Consider the following 15,775-nt stretch of genomic DNA (forward strand, 5'->3'; position numbering starts at 1 on the left):
TCTAGCTTGCGCGCTCCAGCAGCCGCAGTGAGCTGGTCACGGAGACCTCGCGGAAGTCACCGGAATCGATTGCGCGACGGTAGATGTGATACGGCGCCTGGCCGCCGTCATTCGGGTCGGGGAAGACATCGTGGATCACCAGGGCGCCGCCGGGGGCGACCCATGTGGCCCACCCGTCGTAGTCGCGCTGGGCGTGTTCCTCGGTGTGGCCGCCGTCGATGAACAGGAATTGCAACGGCGTTCGCCACACCTGCGCCACGGTCGGGGACTTGCCGACGATCGGGATGACGCTGTCCTCGAGGCCGGCCAGGTCCAGGGTGTGCCGCAGCGTGGGCAGGGTGTCGAAACGTCCGGTGACCGGGTCGACGAGGGTGGTGTCGTGGTACTCCCAGCCGGGCTGATGTTCCTCGGAGCCGTGGTGGTGGTCGACGGTGTAGATGACGCCGCCGACCTGGCGGGCGGCGGCCCCGAGCAACACCGTCGACTTGCCGCAGTAGGTGCCGATCTCGACGCCGACGCCACCGCAGAGGTAGTGCACGGCCGCGTCGTACAGGGCCCGGCCCTCGTCGGCGGGCATGAAGCCGATGACGGTCTCGGCGAACTCGAAGAGCCGCGCGGCGTCGGGTGGCAGGGCGATGTCGGCTGCACTCATGGCAGTCAACCTACCGTTGCTGGTACCGGGTCGTTGTAGTAGCGTCCAGACACGTGTCCGACGCGGCTGTGGAGTCGACTCGGCGGCGTCTGAGCGCCAAGCAGGCCGATACCGTCGAGCGCCTTGGCAACGCCGCGATCGGCCTGCTCAACCGCGAAGGTTTCGCCGCACTGACCGTGCGCCGGGTGGCCGCGGATGCGGGCGTGGGAGCGGCCACCGCCTACACCTACTTCTCCTCGAAGGAACACCTTGTCGCCGAGGTGTTCTGGCGCCGGCTCGCGGCGTCGCCACCCACTGAGCCCGGTGACGGCGACGCGGCGGCCAGGGCGATCGGGGTGCTGCGTCACATCGCGCTGCTGGTGGCCGACGAACCGGAGTTCGCCGGTGCCGTCACCAGTGCGCTACTGGCCCGCGATGCCGATGTCGAGGTGTTGCGCCAACGCATCGGCCTCGACATCCGGGAGCGGCTGATGGCCGCGCTCGGTCCCGAAACCGATATCGCCGTCATCGAGACGCTGGAGCTGTTGTATTCGGGTGCCCTGGTCCGCGCGGGCATGGGGTATGTCTCTTATGCCGATATCGCGCCGCGCCTGGAGCGTTCGGCGCGGCTGATCCTGGGCTGAAGCTCAAGTACGGGGCCGCTGCGCGCCTTCGAATGTCCTACCGGAGGCTCTTGCGCCCCATCGGTACCGCGGAGTACCGTGACGCACACGCCATTGGTACATAGAAGTACCAACGTACGGGTCTGGAGTGCGCATGACTGAGACGGCCTTGACGACTTCGGAGCAGCCCGCTTCCGTCCGCGCGGAGCATCTGCCGCCCGGCCCGCGCGTCGCCCGCTCGCTGCAGGGCATTGCCTTCGCCCTGTTCCGCCGGCCGATGACCGAGATGCTGGTGCGCCGGTACGGACCCGCGGTCACCATCAGCCTGCCGGTGTTCGGCCAGACCGTGATCGTCGCCGACCCACACCTGGCCAAGCAGCTTTTCACCGCCCACACCGACGACGTCGGCAACATCCAGCCGAATCTGTCCCGGGTGCTCGGCCCCGGCTCGGTGTTCGCGCTGGACCGGGCCGAACACCGGCGCCGCCGCAAGCTGCTGACCCCGCCGTTCCACGGCAAGAGCATCAAGAACTACGAGCGGATCTTCGAAGAGGAGACGCTGCGCGAGGCCGCTGACTGGCCCGTCGGGCAGGAGTTCCCGACGCTCGAGCCGATGATGCGGATCACCTTGAACGCGATCCTGCGGGCGGTGTTCGGGGCCGATGGTGCGCACCTGGACGAATTGCGCCGCATCATCCCGCCATGGGTGACGCTGGGCTCCCGGGTGGCCACGATGCCCAGCCCGAAGCGCGATTACGGGCGGCTGAGCCCGTGGGGGCGGCTGGCCGAGTACCGCCGCCGGTACGACATCGTGGTGGGCCGGCTGATCGACGAGGTGCGCGCGGATCCCGGTCTGGCCGGTCGCGACGATGTGCTGGCCTTGCTGCTGCGCAGCACCTACGAGGACGGAACCGCGATGTCACGCCAGGACATCGCCGACGAACTCCTGACGTTGCTGGCCGCCGGACACGAGACCACGGCCTCCACTCTGGCCTGGGTGTTCGAGCGGATCAGCCGGCATCCGCAGGTGCTGGCCCGGCTGGTCGACGAGGCGGACGGTGAGGGGAACGAGTACCGGCAGGCCGTCATCCTGGAGACCCAGCGCAACCGCACCGTCATCGACTTCGCCGGTAGACATGTCCATTCGCCGACCTTCGAGATGGGTGAATGGGTTGTCCCGCAGGGGCATTCGATCATGGTCAGCCTCTCGCAGCTGCACCAGCGCGAGTTCGCGGACGCCGACCGATTCGATCCCGAGCGCTTCATGGGGACCCGGCCGCCGCTGGCCTGGGCGGCCTACGGCGGTGGCACCCGCCGGTGCGTCGGCGCCGTGTTCGCGAATGTGGAGATGGACATCGTGCTGCGAACGGTGTTGCGGCACTTCACCCTCACCACGACCACCGCGCCGGGGGAGAAGGTGCACTCGCGAGGAGTGGCCTTCACGCCCAAGCGCGGTGGCCGGGTGACGCTGGCTAGGCGCTAGCGTCGGCCCGCTTGGGCAGCTTCCAGCCCGGTCGCGGGAAGTGGCAGGTGTAGCCCGACGGGTAGCGCACCAGGTAGTCCTGATGCTCCGGTTCGGCCTGCCAGAAGTCGGCCTCGGGCACCACTTCGGTCACCACCTTGCCGGGCCACAGCCCGGAGGCGTCCACATCGGCGATGGTGTCCAGCGCCACCTGCTTCTGCTCGTCGTCGACGTAGAAGATCGCCGACCGGTAGCTGCTGCCGATGTCATTGCCCTGCCGGTCCTTCGTGGACGGGTCGTGGATCTGGAAGAAGAACTCCAGCAGCGCCCGGTAGTCGGTCAGCGCGGGGTCGTAGATGATCTCGATCGCCTCGGCGTGGCCGGGGTGGTTGCGGTAGGTCGGGTGGTCGTTTCGGCCGCCCGTGTACCCGACCCGGGTGGACACCACACCGGGCTGCTTGCGGATCAGGTCCTGCATGCCCCAGAAGCAGCCGCCGGCCAGAATCGCCTTCTTGTTGCTCACTTGTCCTCCTGTGTCGGGAAAAGGGCCCGGTACTCGCCGTACCCCTGCGCCTCGAGGTCGTCGAGGTGGATGAATCTCAGCGAAGCCGAGTTGATGCAGTAGCGCAAGCCTCCCCGGTCGCGGGGCCCGTCGGTGAACAGGTGGCCGAGGTGGCTGTCGGCGTTGGCCGACCGCACTTCGGTTCTGATCATCAGGTGCGAGAAGTCGCGCTTCTCCACCACGTTCGAGCCGTTGATCGGTTTGGTGAAACTGGGCCAGCCGCTACCGCTGTCGAACTTGTCGGTCGAGGCGAACAGTGGCTCGCCTGACACCACATCGACGTAGATACCCGGTTCGTGGTTGTCCCAATACTCACCGGTGAAGGGCCGTTCCGTGCCGTCGCGCTGGGTGACCCGGTACTGCTCCGGGGTCAGTGCGTCGACTGCCCCGGGATTCTTGTTGTACGTCACGTAGTGATAACCCCGTTGACGTGCGGTTAGTTCCCGTCGCGGACCCGCGCGACGACGCCGGCGATCTGGTCGGCGACGGCGTGCGGTTGGTACAGCATCTGGTTGTGGCCGGTGTCGGGGATGATCACATCGGTGGTGCCCAGTGCGGCCGCCAGCAGATCGTTGGCGGCGTGTATCTGCGCCTGCGTGTAATTGTCCGGTGTGAGCGCCCACGGTGGCGCGAACTTGTCCGCGCTGAGCACGATCGCGGGCACCCGGGGCAGGGGAGGTGCCGCGGCGATCTGCGCGAAGGCGTCATCGGCCAGGATCGCTTCGGGGCTCTGCGGGTCGACCACCATGCCGTCGCGGTCGAAGGCGGCGTTCTGATCCGGCCGGCCCAGCGCCATCAGGAACTCCGATGTCGGCTCGGAGAACACCATCCCGCTGACCAGTTCGGGATGTGTGCGGGCCAGCAGATCCAGGATCAGCGCGCCATAGGAGTGCGCGACGAACACCATGGGCGTCGGAAGGTGTGCCGCGGCAATGAGTTTCACGACATCGTCGACATCGTCGCGGACATGGTGCGGTTGCGGCACCGCGGTGGAGCGGTCGTTGCCGTCCGGGCGGGTGCCGGGGCGATCGTAGGTGCAGATCCGGGTGGTCCTGGCGACCAGCGGCTGCGCCGAGATCGGGGTCAGTACCGGCTCGGCCTGCTCGATCAGGTCGTACGGGGACGCCCGGGCCGGGTCGTCGGGCGCGATGGCGGCGTTCCAGGCCTGTGCGTAACTGCCTTTGCCGGGGATGACGAACACCGTCGGCGCGCCGGATCCCTGGCAGTCCAGGAACAGGGAGCGCCCGTCACCGATGGGAACCAGGCGCGAGGTGTCGGCGGCGGCGGGCGGCCCCACGCCGACGGCGATGGCGAGCAGTGCGACGGCCAGGACCGGCCGGATCCACATACGGTCACCCTATGGCCGCCTGTGCGGCCTCAGGTGGCGTTCCGCGGTTGCAGAAGTTCGACCTGCCTGTCGGTGAGCAGTGGGCGGACGCGCTCCACCGCCAGCTCCTGATAGTGACGGGAGGCCAGGTGCTCGTCGAGGGCGGCGGCGTCACGGTAATGCTCGACGAGCAGCAGATGGGTGGGGTCGTCCACGCTCTGGAACGCCTGATAGCCGAGGCACCCTGGTTCGGCCAGTGCCTGGGGCCGGAGCGCGGCGACGTGTGCCAGCACTGTGCCCAGTTCGGTCTCGGTCGTCTGCCAATGGGCCACCACGACAACAGGATCGGTCGATCCCATCAGTGCTTCCCGAGCGCCTCGGCCAGCGCCTCACCGACCAGCGTGCCCGATTGCGGATTCTGGCCGGTGATCAGGCGGCCGTCCACCACGAGCTTCGGCTGCCAGGGGTCGGTCGCCTGATACAGAGCGCCCTCCGCACGCAAGGCCGCCTCGAGATCGAACGGAACGTCCTTGTCGGCGTACCCGTCCTCCTCGGCGGCCGAGAAGGACGTGAGGTGGCGACCACGCACCAGCGGCGACCCGTCGTCGAGTACGACACCCAGGAACGCAGACGGCCCGTGGCAGACCGCGGACACGATCAATCCCGCATTCCACGCGCGCAGGACGGTGTCCTGGACCTCCGGATTGCCGGTGATGTCCACCATCGGTCCCAACCCGCCCGGAATGAAGACCGCGTCGTAGTCGAGTACGTCGACCTCGGACAGTTTGCGGCTTCGGCCCAACCGGCGGTAGGCCTTGGTGTCCAGGAACTCGGTCTGCGTCGGGTCGGTGGCGTCGAACCCGTCTTCGGGGGGTCGGCCGCCTTGCGGGGAGCAGAATTCGACTGCCACCCCGTGCCGGTTGAGCACCTCGTAGGGATGGGCCACCTCGGGGAAGAAGAAACCCGTTGCACGATTGTTCGGGCCGATCACGGCCGCGTTCGTCACGACGAACAGGACATAGGGAACGCTCACGGGTCGAGAATGCCGCACCGCACCCGCGACTGAGTATCGTATTCCGCTCCGGCAGTAGCCCATTCGGAGACGATCGCGATCGGGCGGGGCGCGTCAGTCCATCGCGATGAGTTCGAGCTGGATGTTGTCCGGGTCGCGGAACACCACCGTCGAGTACCGGATCGGGTCCACTTCGTCCACGATGCCGGTGTGCTCGACCCCGAGTTCATCCAGCCAGGCGACCCAGGCTTCCAGCGCTGGCCGGCCGGACACCCCGAACGACACATGATCCAAGCCGGTTCGAGCCTCGTCGAACGGTTCACCGCGATTGCCGCTATTGGTGTGCAGCCCGAAGATCAACCCGGAGCGAGGCTCGGGTAACAGCACGCTGTATCCCGTCTCCTCCCGCCCGTAGTGCGGGATCGTGATGTCCAATCGCTGGGTCCGAAACACCCGCTGGTACCACTCGATGCTGGCGGGGAGATCGGTGACGGTCAACGACACATGGTGGACGCCGCTGAAAGTGGCGTCGTTGCTTGCACTCATGTGCATGATTGTGGACTGGCGTCCCGGCTGGGGTACAGGCCCGCGCGAGCGGAAGGCCGATGCCCGCTACACCTCGACGGGAATGCGTCATACCGGGGGGCAGCGCGGACGCAGCACGAGGACAGCGACTTCGCAGTAAACTCAACGGGCAACTGAGCAGGCTGTGTGGCCGTTCAACGATCCCGAAACGGTGGACGGACTGTGCCGAACGGTCCAGTCGATGATCCCGGCGGCGGCGAGTCGGCCTCCGCCAGTACCTTGCGCCTGCAGATTCTCGGGCCGTTACGGGTCTGGCGTGACGACGTCGAGCTGGATGCGGGTCCGCGGCAACAGGGATACCTCCTCGCGCTGTTGCTGGCGCGGGTGGGGCGGGTCAGCAGCACCTCGGAACTGGTCGACCTGCTGTGGGGAGAGGACGCACCCGTCAGCGCCCTCAATGTGCTCCACAAGTACATCGGTGCGCTGCGGCGGCTGATCGAACCCAGTCTTCCCGCGCGCAAAGCCGGATCCCATCTGCTGCGGAGGGGTAACGGCTATGTGTTCACCGCTGACGCGAGCGAGCTGGACCTGCTCGGCTTCCGCGACCTCACGACAGCCGCCGACGCGGCCCTCTCGCAACACCACCTTGACCGCGCACTCGATCTCTACGCGGCGGCGCTGCGCCTGTGGACCGGGCCGGCGGGGGCAGGACTGCACCCGGCACCGGCAGCGATACCGATCTTCGCCGGACTGGACGACGAGTTCTTCTCGGTATGCACCGTCGCAGCGGATCTCGCGGTGCAGGTGGGTCGACCCGAACACGTCCTCGCTGCGGTGCGCCGGGCAGCAGTGCTGGCTCCGCTGCACGAACCCGTGCAGGCCGCCCTGATCTCACTGCTGGGAGCTGCCGGGCGACAGGTCGAGGCGTTGTCGGCGTTTCGCGCCGTACGGACCCGCCTGGCCGAGGAACTCGGGCTCGACCCGGGACCCGCCCTGGAGGATGCCCATCGGCGAGTGCTGAACGCGACGTTGCGCACCGCGGAACCCGGACCGACGGAACCCTTCAGCGGTCTGGTGGGCCGCCGCGACGAACTCGCCCTGCTGCGGCAGGCCGTGCACGCGGCCGCCCACGGACGTACCGGTCTGGTGGTCGTGGAAGGTGAGCCGGGGGTGGGCAAAACCCGCCTGCTGCAGGAGATCGCCGACGAGGCCGGAGCCGGCGACGCCGTGATCGTCTGGGGGCGCTGCCTGGAAGGCGACGGAACGCCGTCGATGTGGCCATGGCTGCAGGTGGTGAACGGCGTGCTGCGCTCACTGCCTGCCGCGCTCGCGCAGAAGTGGCGCACCGGCGACCTCGGCCGGCTCACCGAGCCCCGCGATATCGTGCTGGCCGGCGCCGCTTTGGTGGACACCGGCGCCCAGTTCCGGCTGTTCGAGGAGGTCGTCGCCCTCGTCGGCGAGGTATCGGCGCAGCGGCCACTGCTGATCGTGATCGATGATCTGCACTGGGCCGATATCGCCTCGTTGCAGTTGTTCACCCACCTGGCGGCACGATTGCCGGGCGGCGCCGTGGTCGTCGGCGCCCTGCGCGACCGCGCGCCGTCACCCGGCACCGAGTTGGCCCGGGTACTGGCCGCCGCCAGCCGGGTCCCAGGCCACCGCCGTATCGCGCTCGGTCCGCTCAACCTCGCCGAAGTCGCCGAACTCGTCCGCCGTGAGACCGGGCACGAACCCAGTACCCGATCTGCGCGGGATATCCATGCGCGCACCGCGGGCAACCCCTTTTTCGTGCGTGAACTATCCCGGTTCCTCAACGACGGGGGCGTCTTCGCCAAGGACACGACGGCGCATCGCGGCGTGCCTGCGACCGTCCGGGATGTGGTGCGGGACCGGATGTCCCGGCTCGACGACCACCTCATCCTGCTGTTGCAGATCGCGGCACTGCTGGGCCGCGGTGTGGGCATCGGCCTGCTCGCCGCCGTGGCCGGTGTCGATATCTCGGACTGTTTGGCGAGGCTCGAACCCTTGCGGGCCCTCGGACTGCTCGAGTCCGCACCCGATGACCCGCACTCGTTCCGGTACACCCACGATCTGGTCCGCGAGTCGGTGGCGGCGAGCACACCGCCGGGGCGAGCGACCATGCTGCACTTGCGAATCGCCGACGCGCTGGAGGGCAGCGATGCCGACGACGAGACCATCGCGGAGCGGCTGGCCTACCACCTGTGGTCAGCCGGCCCGCTTGCCGACGCGGCGCGCACCGCGCAGGCGTTGGCGCGTGCGGGCGGCTGCGCGGCGGCGAAATCGGCACTCGAGGCCGCCGAGCGTCAGCTGCGGTCCGCTGTACACATCGCGCGCGAGGCCGGCCTCGCGGAGCTTGAACTCTCGGCGCTGGCGCAGCTGACGGCGGTGGTCGGAATGCGTTCGATGTATGGCACCGCGGCCGTCGACTTGTTCGAGCGCGCAGAGCAATTGGCGCGTGGGCTGGGCCGCGAGGTCGAGGCGGCGGCCTTTCTCTTCTCGCGCTGGAGTGCACATCAACAAGCGCTCGAGCTCGATCGCAGCGGCCCGCTTGCCCGGCGCCTGCTGGATCAGGGTTACGCGTCCTCGGAACCGATGGTGCGCACGTACGGTCTGCAGGCGTGGGGCCTGCACCAATGGGATGTCAGCAATATCGGCGAGGCCTTCCGCTATCTGAGCCAGACCGAGAGTTCGCTGCTGGGCGGGCTCGAGCGAGCCGAGGAGGACCCGGTGCGCGGGGATCTCGAGCTGCTGATGCTGGGCATGCTCGCGGAGATCACCGCGCTGCACGGCGACGTCCCCGCAGCGCGGGACCTGCTCGACACCCTGGAATCGGTGGCAGGTGACCATCCCTATCGAGTGACGATATGGGCCACGATGGCAGGCCGGATCGCGACCATCGTGGGCGATCCGGCGTGGGCCCTGTTGAGCGCGGAGCGCGGGACCACCGTGGATCCGGGGTTCTCGTTCGTCTTCCTGGGGACCTATCAACGACTGGCCGGATGCTGGGCGCGGGCGGTGACCGCGAACGACCCGGCCGCAGCCGCAGCCGCGATCTCCGAAGCCCAAAGGCTCATCGCCGCGAACCTCCTCGATCCCCCACGTTCGTGTGTGGCCACCTGGTACGCGCTCCTCGGCGAGATGTACTTGGCGGCCGGATCGCTGGACGATGCCGCCGCGGCGCTGGACCGGGCGGAGTTCTACCTCGACACCTTCGGGCAGCGCTACCCGGAGGGCCTGCTTCTGCTGCTGCGTGCCCGGCTGTTGCACGCGCGCGGCACACCGATGGTGGAGGTGCGAGCCGCCGCGACGGCCGCCCGCACGCTGTCCGACGAGAGCGAAGCCCGCCTGTTCGTGCAGCGTGTCGACCGGTTCCTGGCCGAAATCGGCTGAGTGGACCGGCGATCAACTAAGCATCCACAACTCGTCAACACCGTCCGGATACCTTTCGGTGGACGTTGAGACGAACGCAGAGGTGCAGACCATGCAGATGCGCGCGGCACGAATCCACCACTTCAATGAGCCTTTGGAACTGGACGAAGTCCCGGTCCCCGAAGCCGGACCGAACCAGGTGCTGCTCAAGGTCGCCGCGGCAGGTATGTGCCGCAGCGACTATCAGCTCCTGGACGGCTACTTCCGGCACGGCCTGCCCGTCGATCTGCCGTTCATCCCGGGGCACGAGGTCGCCGGCACCGTGGCGGCTCTGGGTGCCGGCGTGCCGAAATCCGCAGGACTGTCCGAGGGCGATCTGGTGGTCGTCGATGCGCAATGGGGCGACGGCACCTGCCGGCAATGTCATGAAGGCAACCAACAGCTCTGCAGTGGTGGACAACTCGCCGGATTCGGGCCGAACGGCGGTTTCGCCGAATACATGGTCGCACCGTTCGACCACGTCATACCCGTCGCCGACACCGGGCTGCCACCTGAGTATCTGGCACCGCTGACCGACGCCGGGCTGACTCCCTACCGCGGAATGAAGAAGCTCCGCGATGCCGGCAAGCTGGGCCCCGGCCGGACCGTCGTCATCAACGGCATCGGCGGTCTGGGTGCCTACGGGGTGCAGTACGCGCGGCTTCTCGGCGCCGGCGCCACCGTTCTGGGGTTCGCCCGCACTGCCGAGAAGTTGTCCGTCGCAAGGGAAAACGGAGCAGATCACACCATCAACGTGCGTGACAAGACGGCCGACGGTGTCCAGGACGAACTCGAAGACCTCACCGGACGGCGCACGGTGGATGCCGTGCTCGACTGCGCGGGATCTCCGGATTCGCTCGGTCTGGCGGCCGCCATCCTGGCCACCGAAGGCGCCCTCTGCCAGGTGGGTCTGATGGGACAACGCGTGGAGTTGCCGCTCTTTCCGTTCGTGAGCGGGGAGAAGTCCTACTTCGGGTCGTTCTGGGGAAACTACAACGATCTCCGGGACGTGCTCACGCTGGCCGGACAGGGCTTGATCAAGCACAACGTGGTGCCGGTGAAACTCGAGGACGTCAATGCCAACCTCGAAGCACTGGGGCGCGGTGACATCGTCGGCCGTGCTGTCATCGTGTTCGACTGAAAGCCCGCGCATGGCAGATATCGTCTTCATCCACGGGTTGTGGATCTCGTACACGGCGTGGCAACCGTGGATCGCCCATGTCGAGACCCACGGATATCGCGGCATTGCTCCGCGCTGGCTCGGAGAAGGTGAGTCGGCGGCCGAGTCCCGCGAAAACCCCGATGCCCAAGCCGGTTACGGCATCGAAGCACTCACCGAGCATTTCACCGCGGTGATCGAGCAGTTCGACACCCCGCCGATTGCGATCGGGCATTCGTTCGGCGGTCTGATCGCCCAGAAGCTGCTCGGCCGGGGAAAAGTCGCCGCGGCGGTGGCGATCGATCCCGCGCCGATCAAGGGCGTCAAGCCGTTACCGCCGGCCCAGCTGCGATCCGCATTCCCGGTGCTGAGCAACCCGCGTAACCGGGGTCGGGCGAAAGCCCTGACCCGCAACCAGTTCCGGTACGGCTTCGGCAATGGACTGGACACCGACGAGTCGGATGCGCTCTGGGAACGATGGTCCATTCCGTCGCCGGGTAAGCCGCTGTTCGAGGCGGCGATCGCAAACTTCTCGCCGCACTCGCCCGCCAAGGTCGACGTCGAGAACTCCACCAGGGGCCCACTGCTGATCACGGGCGGCACCCTCGACCACACCGTGCCGTTCGTGAGCGCCCACGCCACGTACAAGCAGTACGCGAGATCCTCTGCCGTGACCGACTTTCACCGGTTCGACGGGGCCGGGCATTCCCTGACGGTGGACCACCGCTGGCGGGAGGTCGCCGACGTCGCATTGAGTTGGCTTGCCGACAAGGGGTTCTCCGGAGACCCGCGGTAGTGGCCGTTTCCGAGCGCGAGGCGGCGTCGGCGCTGGTGTCCGAACTGAGCAGACTCGCCCGGCATGAGGGAGCCAATGCCGGCGCATGGCCGGGTCTGACGACGTATCGCTTCACCCGGCCCACGCGCCTGGGCTTCGATGACATCGACCGCCTCGCGCTCGCCGTCATCGTTCCGGCGACCCAGGCGACGGACGAGATGTGCTACCGGGTGCTCGGCGACCGCCGCGACACCGGGTGCGGTGTCGTGGCGGCCTCGGTCCCTCGTCCGGCGTGGTGTCTGGTCTTGCAGATCGAGCCGCAACTGGTTCGCGCGGTGGGCGAGAACGTGCGTGGTCGTGCGCAGGCCAAGGACCTGGACCCGCGCGGGGTCTCACCTCTCGACACCGAGATGTCGTACACGGTCGCACGCTTTCTCGGCGCGCTGACGTCCGCCGATGACCGTCGGGTCCTGGCACCTTTGTACCTGCAGGAGTTGGTGTATCGGGTGCTGCAGCGCGAGCAGCGGGTCACGCTGGTGGAACTGGCCGCCGCCCAGACGATCAGGAGTCCGATCGGGTCGGCGTTGAGCTACATTTCGGCGAATCTGGCAGAACCGCTGAGGGTGGACACGCTGGCTGCGCAGGCATGTCTGAGCCCGTCGGCCTTCTCCCGGGCGTTTCGGGACCTGACGGCGCAGTCGCCGTATCAGTATGTGAAGGAAAAGCGGCTCGATCACGCCCGGCGGCTCCTGGATGGCGGGCAAGTCGGGGTGACGGCGGTATCCCGTGAGGTCGGGTATACCAGCGTGTCGCACTTCATCAAGGAATTCCACGGCCGGTACGGCGTGACACCCGGCCGCTACGCCGGTGCGCGCCCGGATTCGTGGGGTGCCGCCGCCGGGTAGGGCGAGCCGTCCCGAGCGCGATCTCAAGGAAGTTCACAGCGAATCGGTACATTCGATCTATGGCAAAGGCCCTCGCCCTGGTTGTTCTCCTGGTGGCGCTCACCGGATGTGCCGGCGGATCCCCGGTGCGTGACCACACCGCACCGAATGCGGCCGGAGCCCCGCAGTCCAAACTCTCCGATGCCGGCGGCGGCCCGCCGTTGGCGCCGCCCGGTGAACCGGCACCGGATGTGAAACGCGACATCATCAAAACGGCGACCGTGACGATGACCGCCGCCGATGTGCCCGCCACGGCCGACAAGGCGGCCGATATCGCGACCGCGGCGGGTGGCCGCGTCGACAACCGGTCCGAGGACGCTGGTTCGGGGACCGGGCGGGCGCACATCTCGCTGGTACTGCGGGTGCCCGCAGCGAAACTCGATGCGGCGCTGGGCGATATCAAGAAGCTCGGCACCGTGGACAGCATGCAGATCAGCTCCGACGACGTGACCGCACAGCGGGTCGACCTGGATGCGCGCATCACCGCATTGCAGACCTCGGTGGACCGGCTGCTAGGCATCATGCGCGATGCCAAGGATCCGGAGGCGCTGATCAAGGCCGAGGACGCGCTGTCGCAGCGGCAGGCGGATCTGGACAGCCTGCGCGCGCAGCGTGCCGCACTCGGTGCCCAGATCGACTACAGCACCGTGAACGTGGAGATCCGCGCCGAGCGTGTCGGAGGCCCCGCACCGCAGGAGTACCGCGGTTTCCTCGGGCAGGTGGAACGCGGCTGGGACCTGCTGGTGGCCGCGGTGTCCAATGTCGTGCTGGCCTTCGGGCTGATGCTCCCGTGGCTGGCGGCAGCGGCGGTCCTCGGCGCGATCGGATACGGAATCGTGAAGCTGGTGCGCGCCCGTCGTTCGTGAAAATCTCGACAAGAGTCGTTAGAACGTGTTCTAGTTTGAGATGTGACGAGCAGGTTGTTCACCCGTGACGAGCTGGCAGAGGCATTCGCGCAATTCGAGCGGACCGTCGCCGGTGCCGCCGAGACGCGGAATTGGGATCCGTGGGTCGACCAGTGCACCGAGGACGTCGAGTACATCGAACACGCGGCGGGCACCATGCGTGGCCGTGAACAGGTGCGGCCGTGGATCTGGAAGACCATGGAGTCCTTCCCCGGCAGCTACATGACCGCGTTCCCGTCGTTGTGGACGGTGATCGATGAGCCGACCGGCCGGGTGATCTGCGAGCTGGACAACCCGATGCGCGATCCCGGTGACGGCACCATCATCAGCGCCACGAACATCTCGATCGTCACCTACGCCGGTGACGGGCTGTGGCGGCGCCAGGAGGACATCTACAACCCGCTGCGGTTCGTGTCGGCGGCCATGAAGTGGTGCAAGAAGGCCGGGGAACTGGGCACGCTGCCGGACGAAGCGGCGGCATGGATGCGGGACATGAAGGGTGGGCGATGACGTCCCTGGTGATCGGCGGCAACGGCTACCTCGGTTCGCACGTGGTGCGCGCCCTGGTCGAGGACGGCGAGGAGGTCCGGGTGATGGTGCGCGAGGGCGCCAACACCATCGGGATCGACGACCTGGACGTGACGCGCTTCGTCGGTGACATCTGGGACGACGACGCCCTGCGCGCGGCGATGACGGGAGTCGACGTCGTCTACTACTGCGTCGTCGACACCCGCGGCTGGCTACGCGACCCGGCACCGCTGTTCCGCACCAACGTCGAGGGCACGCGCCACGTGCTCGATATCGCAACCGAACCTGAAATCGCCTCCGGCCTCAAGAAGTTCGTGTTCACCAGCAGCTATGCCACGGTCGGCCGGCGCCGCGGGCGGGTGGCCACCGAAGCCGACGTCATCTCCGAGAAAGGGCTGACGCCCTATGTGCGGTCGCGGGTTCAGGCCGAACGGCTGGTGTTGCAGTATGCCCGTGAGCGCGGCCTGCCGGCGGTGGCCATGTGCGTGTCCACCACCTACGGCGGTAAGGACTGGGGCCGGACCCCACACGGCGAGATCATCGCCGGCGCCGCGTTCGGCAAGCTGCCGTTCGTGATGAGCGGGATCGAGCTCGAGGCCGTCGGGGTCAACGATGCCGCCCGTGCGCTGATCAAGGCCGCCGCCAAGGGCCGGGTCGGCGAGCGCTACCTGATCTCGGAGAAGATGATCAGCAATGCCGAGGTGGCACGGATCGCCGCGGAAGCCGCCGGAGTGCCCGCCCCGGCCCATTCGCTACCGCTGCCGCTGACCTACCTGCTGGCCACCCTGGGCACGGTGAAGGGCCGGCTGAAGGGCACCGACGAGAAACTCTCCTTGGCCTCGCTGCGGCTGATGCGTGCCGAGGCGCCGGTCGACTGCAGCAAGGCCAGACGCGAACTCGACTGGGCGCCAACACCTGTCGAGCAATCGATTCGGGAGGCGGCGCGGTTCTGGGTGGGGCTGCGCGCGGCGCGGCGCAAGAGTAAGGCAGGCTGAACGCCACGCCGGTCGGCGTTCAGTGCGTCCACCGCGGCGCCGCGCCCGGGTTAGCCTCGGGTGGTGACCGACCACGTGGAAGTCGACCTCAGCGGGGCCCCGCAGACCATGCTCGCGACGTTCTACGCCAAGGCCCTCGACGCCGACCTGCCGAATTCGATCTTGCACGACAGGTGGGCCAAACAGATCGTCGACCGCATCGACTACGACTGGTCCCGCACCACCATCACTGCGCGGAATTCCCCGGCGGTGACCACCCGCTCGGCACACTTCGACCACTGGACACGCCAGTTCCTCGCCGCGAACCCGCATGCCGTGGTGCTGCATCTGGGATGCGGGCTGGACAGTCGGTTCTTCCGGGTCGGGCCCGGACCTGGCGTGCTGTGGTACGACATCGACTATCCCGAGGTGGCTGGGCTGCGCGAGCGGCTCTACCCCGCCGCCGACGGGTATCGGGTGGTTCCCGCCTCGGTGACCGACCCCGGCTGGCTGGCCGAAATCCCACGCGACCGCCCGGTGCTGATGCTCGGCGAAGGTCTCACCATGTACCTGACCGAGGTCGACGGCGTGGCGCTGCTGCGGCGGATCGTGGCGCACTTCCCCAGTGGGGAACTGCAATTCGACGCCTTCAGCCGGTTCGGGATCAGGACGCAGTGGAGCAATGCGGTGGTGCGCAGGTCGGGTGCGACGCTGTACTGGGGCATCAACCGGCCCGACGAGATCGTGGCAGCGGTGCCCGGCGTGCGACTGCTGGCGTGGCAGTCCCCGTTCGAAACGGCCAGCTTCCGCCAGGTGTCGTGGGCATTCCGGGTGCTGGGGCGGGCGATGTCGGGGGTCCGAGCGACGAAGTACATGGCGCAGTACCACCGCTACGCGTTCTGAGGCCTCGCTCCCGTGA

The 15,775-nt window shown here is 67.9% G+C and carries 17 protein-coding genes; 10 read left to right on the forward strand and 7 right to left on the reverse strand.

All coding sequences use genetic code 11. From position 1 onward, the window contains the following. Position 1: 1 nt before the first annotated feature. Positions 2–652 (reverse strand): class I SAM-dependent methyltransferase, encoded by a 651-nt coding sequence (locus H7J86_RS15395; protein ID WP_267291924.1) that lies wholly within the window; start codon positions 650–652, stop codon positions 2–4. 53 nt (positions 653–705) lie between these two features. On the opposite strand from H7J86_RS15395, the gene H7J86_RS15400 reads away from it, so the two are divergent. Both H7J86_RS15400 and H7J86_RS15405 read left to right on the forward strand, forming a co-directional pair. Beyond that, positions 706–1,275: a TetR family transcriptional regulator gene (locus H7J86_RS15400; protein ID WP_090362129.1), complete on the forward strand. Its 570-nt coding sequence runs from the start codon at positions 706–708 to the stop codon at positions 1,273–1,275. A 133-nt stretch (positions 1,276–1,408) separates the two neighbouring features. Beyond that, entirely contained in the window at positions 1,409–2,737 is a 1,329-nt protein-coding gene (locus tag H7J86_RS15405; protein ID WP_267291926.1) for a cytochrome P450, read from the forward strand. On the opposite strand, the gene msrA is transcribed toward H7J86_RS15405, so the two are convergent. From msrA to H7J86_RS15435, 6 genes are all read right to left on the reverse strand, one after another. Next, a complete protein-coding gene (msrA, locus tag H7J86_RS15410) occupies positions 2,727–3,239 on the reverse strand; it encodes a peptide-methionine (S)-S-oxide reductase MsrA (RefSeq protein WP_443677655.1) in 513 nt (170 codons plus the stop codon). The two genes, H7J86_RS15405 and msrA, sit on opposite strands and share 11 nt — an antisense overlap. Next, positions 3,236–3,688 (reverse strand): peptide-methionine (R)-S-oxide reductase MsrB, encoded by a 453-nt coding sequence (msrB, locus tag H7J86_RS15415; RefSeq protein WP_267291928.1) that lies wholly within the window; start codon positions 3,686–3,688, stop codon positions 3,236–3,238. The genes msrA and msrB overlap by 4 nt, the downstream gene beginning before the upstream one ends. Positions 3,689–3,714: 26 nt before the next feature. Next, a complete protein-coding gene (locus tag H7J86_RS15420; protein WP_267291930.1) occupies positions 3,715–4,626 on the reverse strand; it encodes an alpha/beta fold hydrolase in 912 nt (303 codons plus the stop codon). 29 nt (positions 4,627–4,655) lie between these two features. After that, entirely contained in the window at positions 4,656–4,964 is a 309-nt protein-coding gene (locus tag H7J86_RS15425; protein WP_267291932.1) for a putative quinol monooxygenase, read from the reverse strand. Then, positions 4,964–5,638, reverse strand: a complete 675-nt coding sequence (locus tag H7J86_RS15430; protein WP_267291934.1) for a type 1 glutamine amidotransferase domain-containing protein — start codon at positions 5,636–5,638, stop codon at positions 4,964–4,966. The genes H7J86_RS15425 and H7J86_RS15430 overlap by 1 nt, the downstream gene beginning before the upstream one ends. A 93-nt stretch (positions 5,639–5,731) precedes the next feature. Further along, positions 5,732–6,163, reverse strand: coding sequence for a VOC family protein (locus tag H7J86_RS15435; protein WP_267291936.1), 432 nt, complete (start codon positions 6,161–6,163; stop codon positions 5,732–5,734). Between the two features lie 201 nt (positions 6,164–6,364). Between H7J86_RS15435 and H7J86_RS15440 the strand changes: the two genes are divergently transcribed. From H7J86_RS15440 to H7J86_RS15475, 8 genes are all read left to right on the forward strand, one after another. Continuing rightward, complete coding sequence (locus H7J86_RS15440) at positions 6,365–9,553, forward strand: ATP-binding protein (RefSeq protein WP_267291938.1); 3,189 nt, start codon at positions 6,365–6,367, stop codon at positions 9,551–9,553. Positions 9,554–9,611: 58 nt separating this feature from the next. Beyond that, positions 9,612–10,712, forward strand: coding sequence for an NAD(P)-dependent alcohol dehydrogenase (locus tag H7J86_RS15445; protein ID WP_267291940.1), 1,101 nt, complete (start codon positions 9,612–9,614; stop codon positions 10,710–10,712). A 10-nt stretch (positions 10,713–10,722) separates the two neighbouring features. Further along, positions 10,723–11,526, forward strand: a complete 804-nt coding sequence (locus tag H7J86_RS15450; protein ID WP_090362111.1) for an alpha/beta hydrolase — start codon at positions 10,723–10,725, stop codon at positions 11,524–11,526. Beyond that, positions 11,526–12,410 (forward strand): helix-turn-helix domain-containing protein, encoded by an 885-nt coding sequence (locus H7J86_RS15455; protein WP_267291942.1) that lies wholly within the window; start codon positions 11,526–11,528, stop codon positions 12,408–12,410. The genes H7J86_RS15450 and H7J86_RS15455 overlap by 1 nt, the downstream gene beginning before the upstream one ends. Before the next feature lie 92 nt (positions 12,411–12,502). Further along, positions 12,503–13,315 carry a DUF4349 domain-containing protein gene (locus tag H7J86_RS15460; protein ID WP_372517305.1) on the forward strand — a complete coding sequence of 271 codons (813 nt, stop codon included), beginning with the start codon at positions 12,503–12,505 and terminating at the stop codon, positions 13,313–13,315. A 42-nt stretch (positions 13,316–13,357) separates the two neighbouring features. Then, a complete protein-coding gene (locus H7J86_RS15465; RefSeq protein ID WP_267291944.1) occupies positions 13,358–13,864 on the forward strand; it encodes a nuclear transport factor 2 family protein in 507 nt (168 codons plus the stop codon). Beyond that, positions 13,861–14,877, forward strand: coding sequence for an NAD-dependent epimerase/dehydratase family protein (locus tag H7J86_RS15470; protein WP_187097349.1), 1,017 nt, complete (start codon positions 13,861–13,863; stop codon positions 14,875–14,877). The genes H7J86_RS15465 and H7J86_RS15470 overlap by 4 nt, the downstream gene beginning before the upstream one ends. A 108-nt stretch (positions 14,878–14,985) precedes the next feature. Beyond that, on the forward strand, positions 14,986–15,759 hold the full coding sequence (locus H7J86_RS15475) for a class I SAM-dependent methyltransferase (protein ID WP_267292970.1): 774 nt from the start codon (positions 14,986–14,988) through the stop codon (positions 15,757–15,759). Positions 15,760–15,775 lie beyond the last annotated feature (16 nt).

The sequence above is a fragment of the Mycobacterium hackensackense genome, from assembly GCF_025822555.1.
GTDB classification, from domain to species: domain Bacteria; phylum Actinomycetota; class Actinomycetes; order Mycobacteriales; family Mycobacteriaceae; genus Mycobacterium; species Mycobacterium fluoranthenivorans.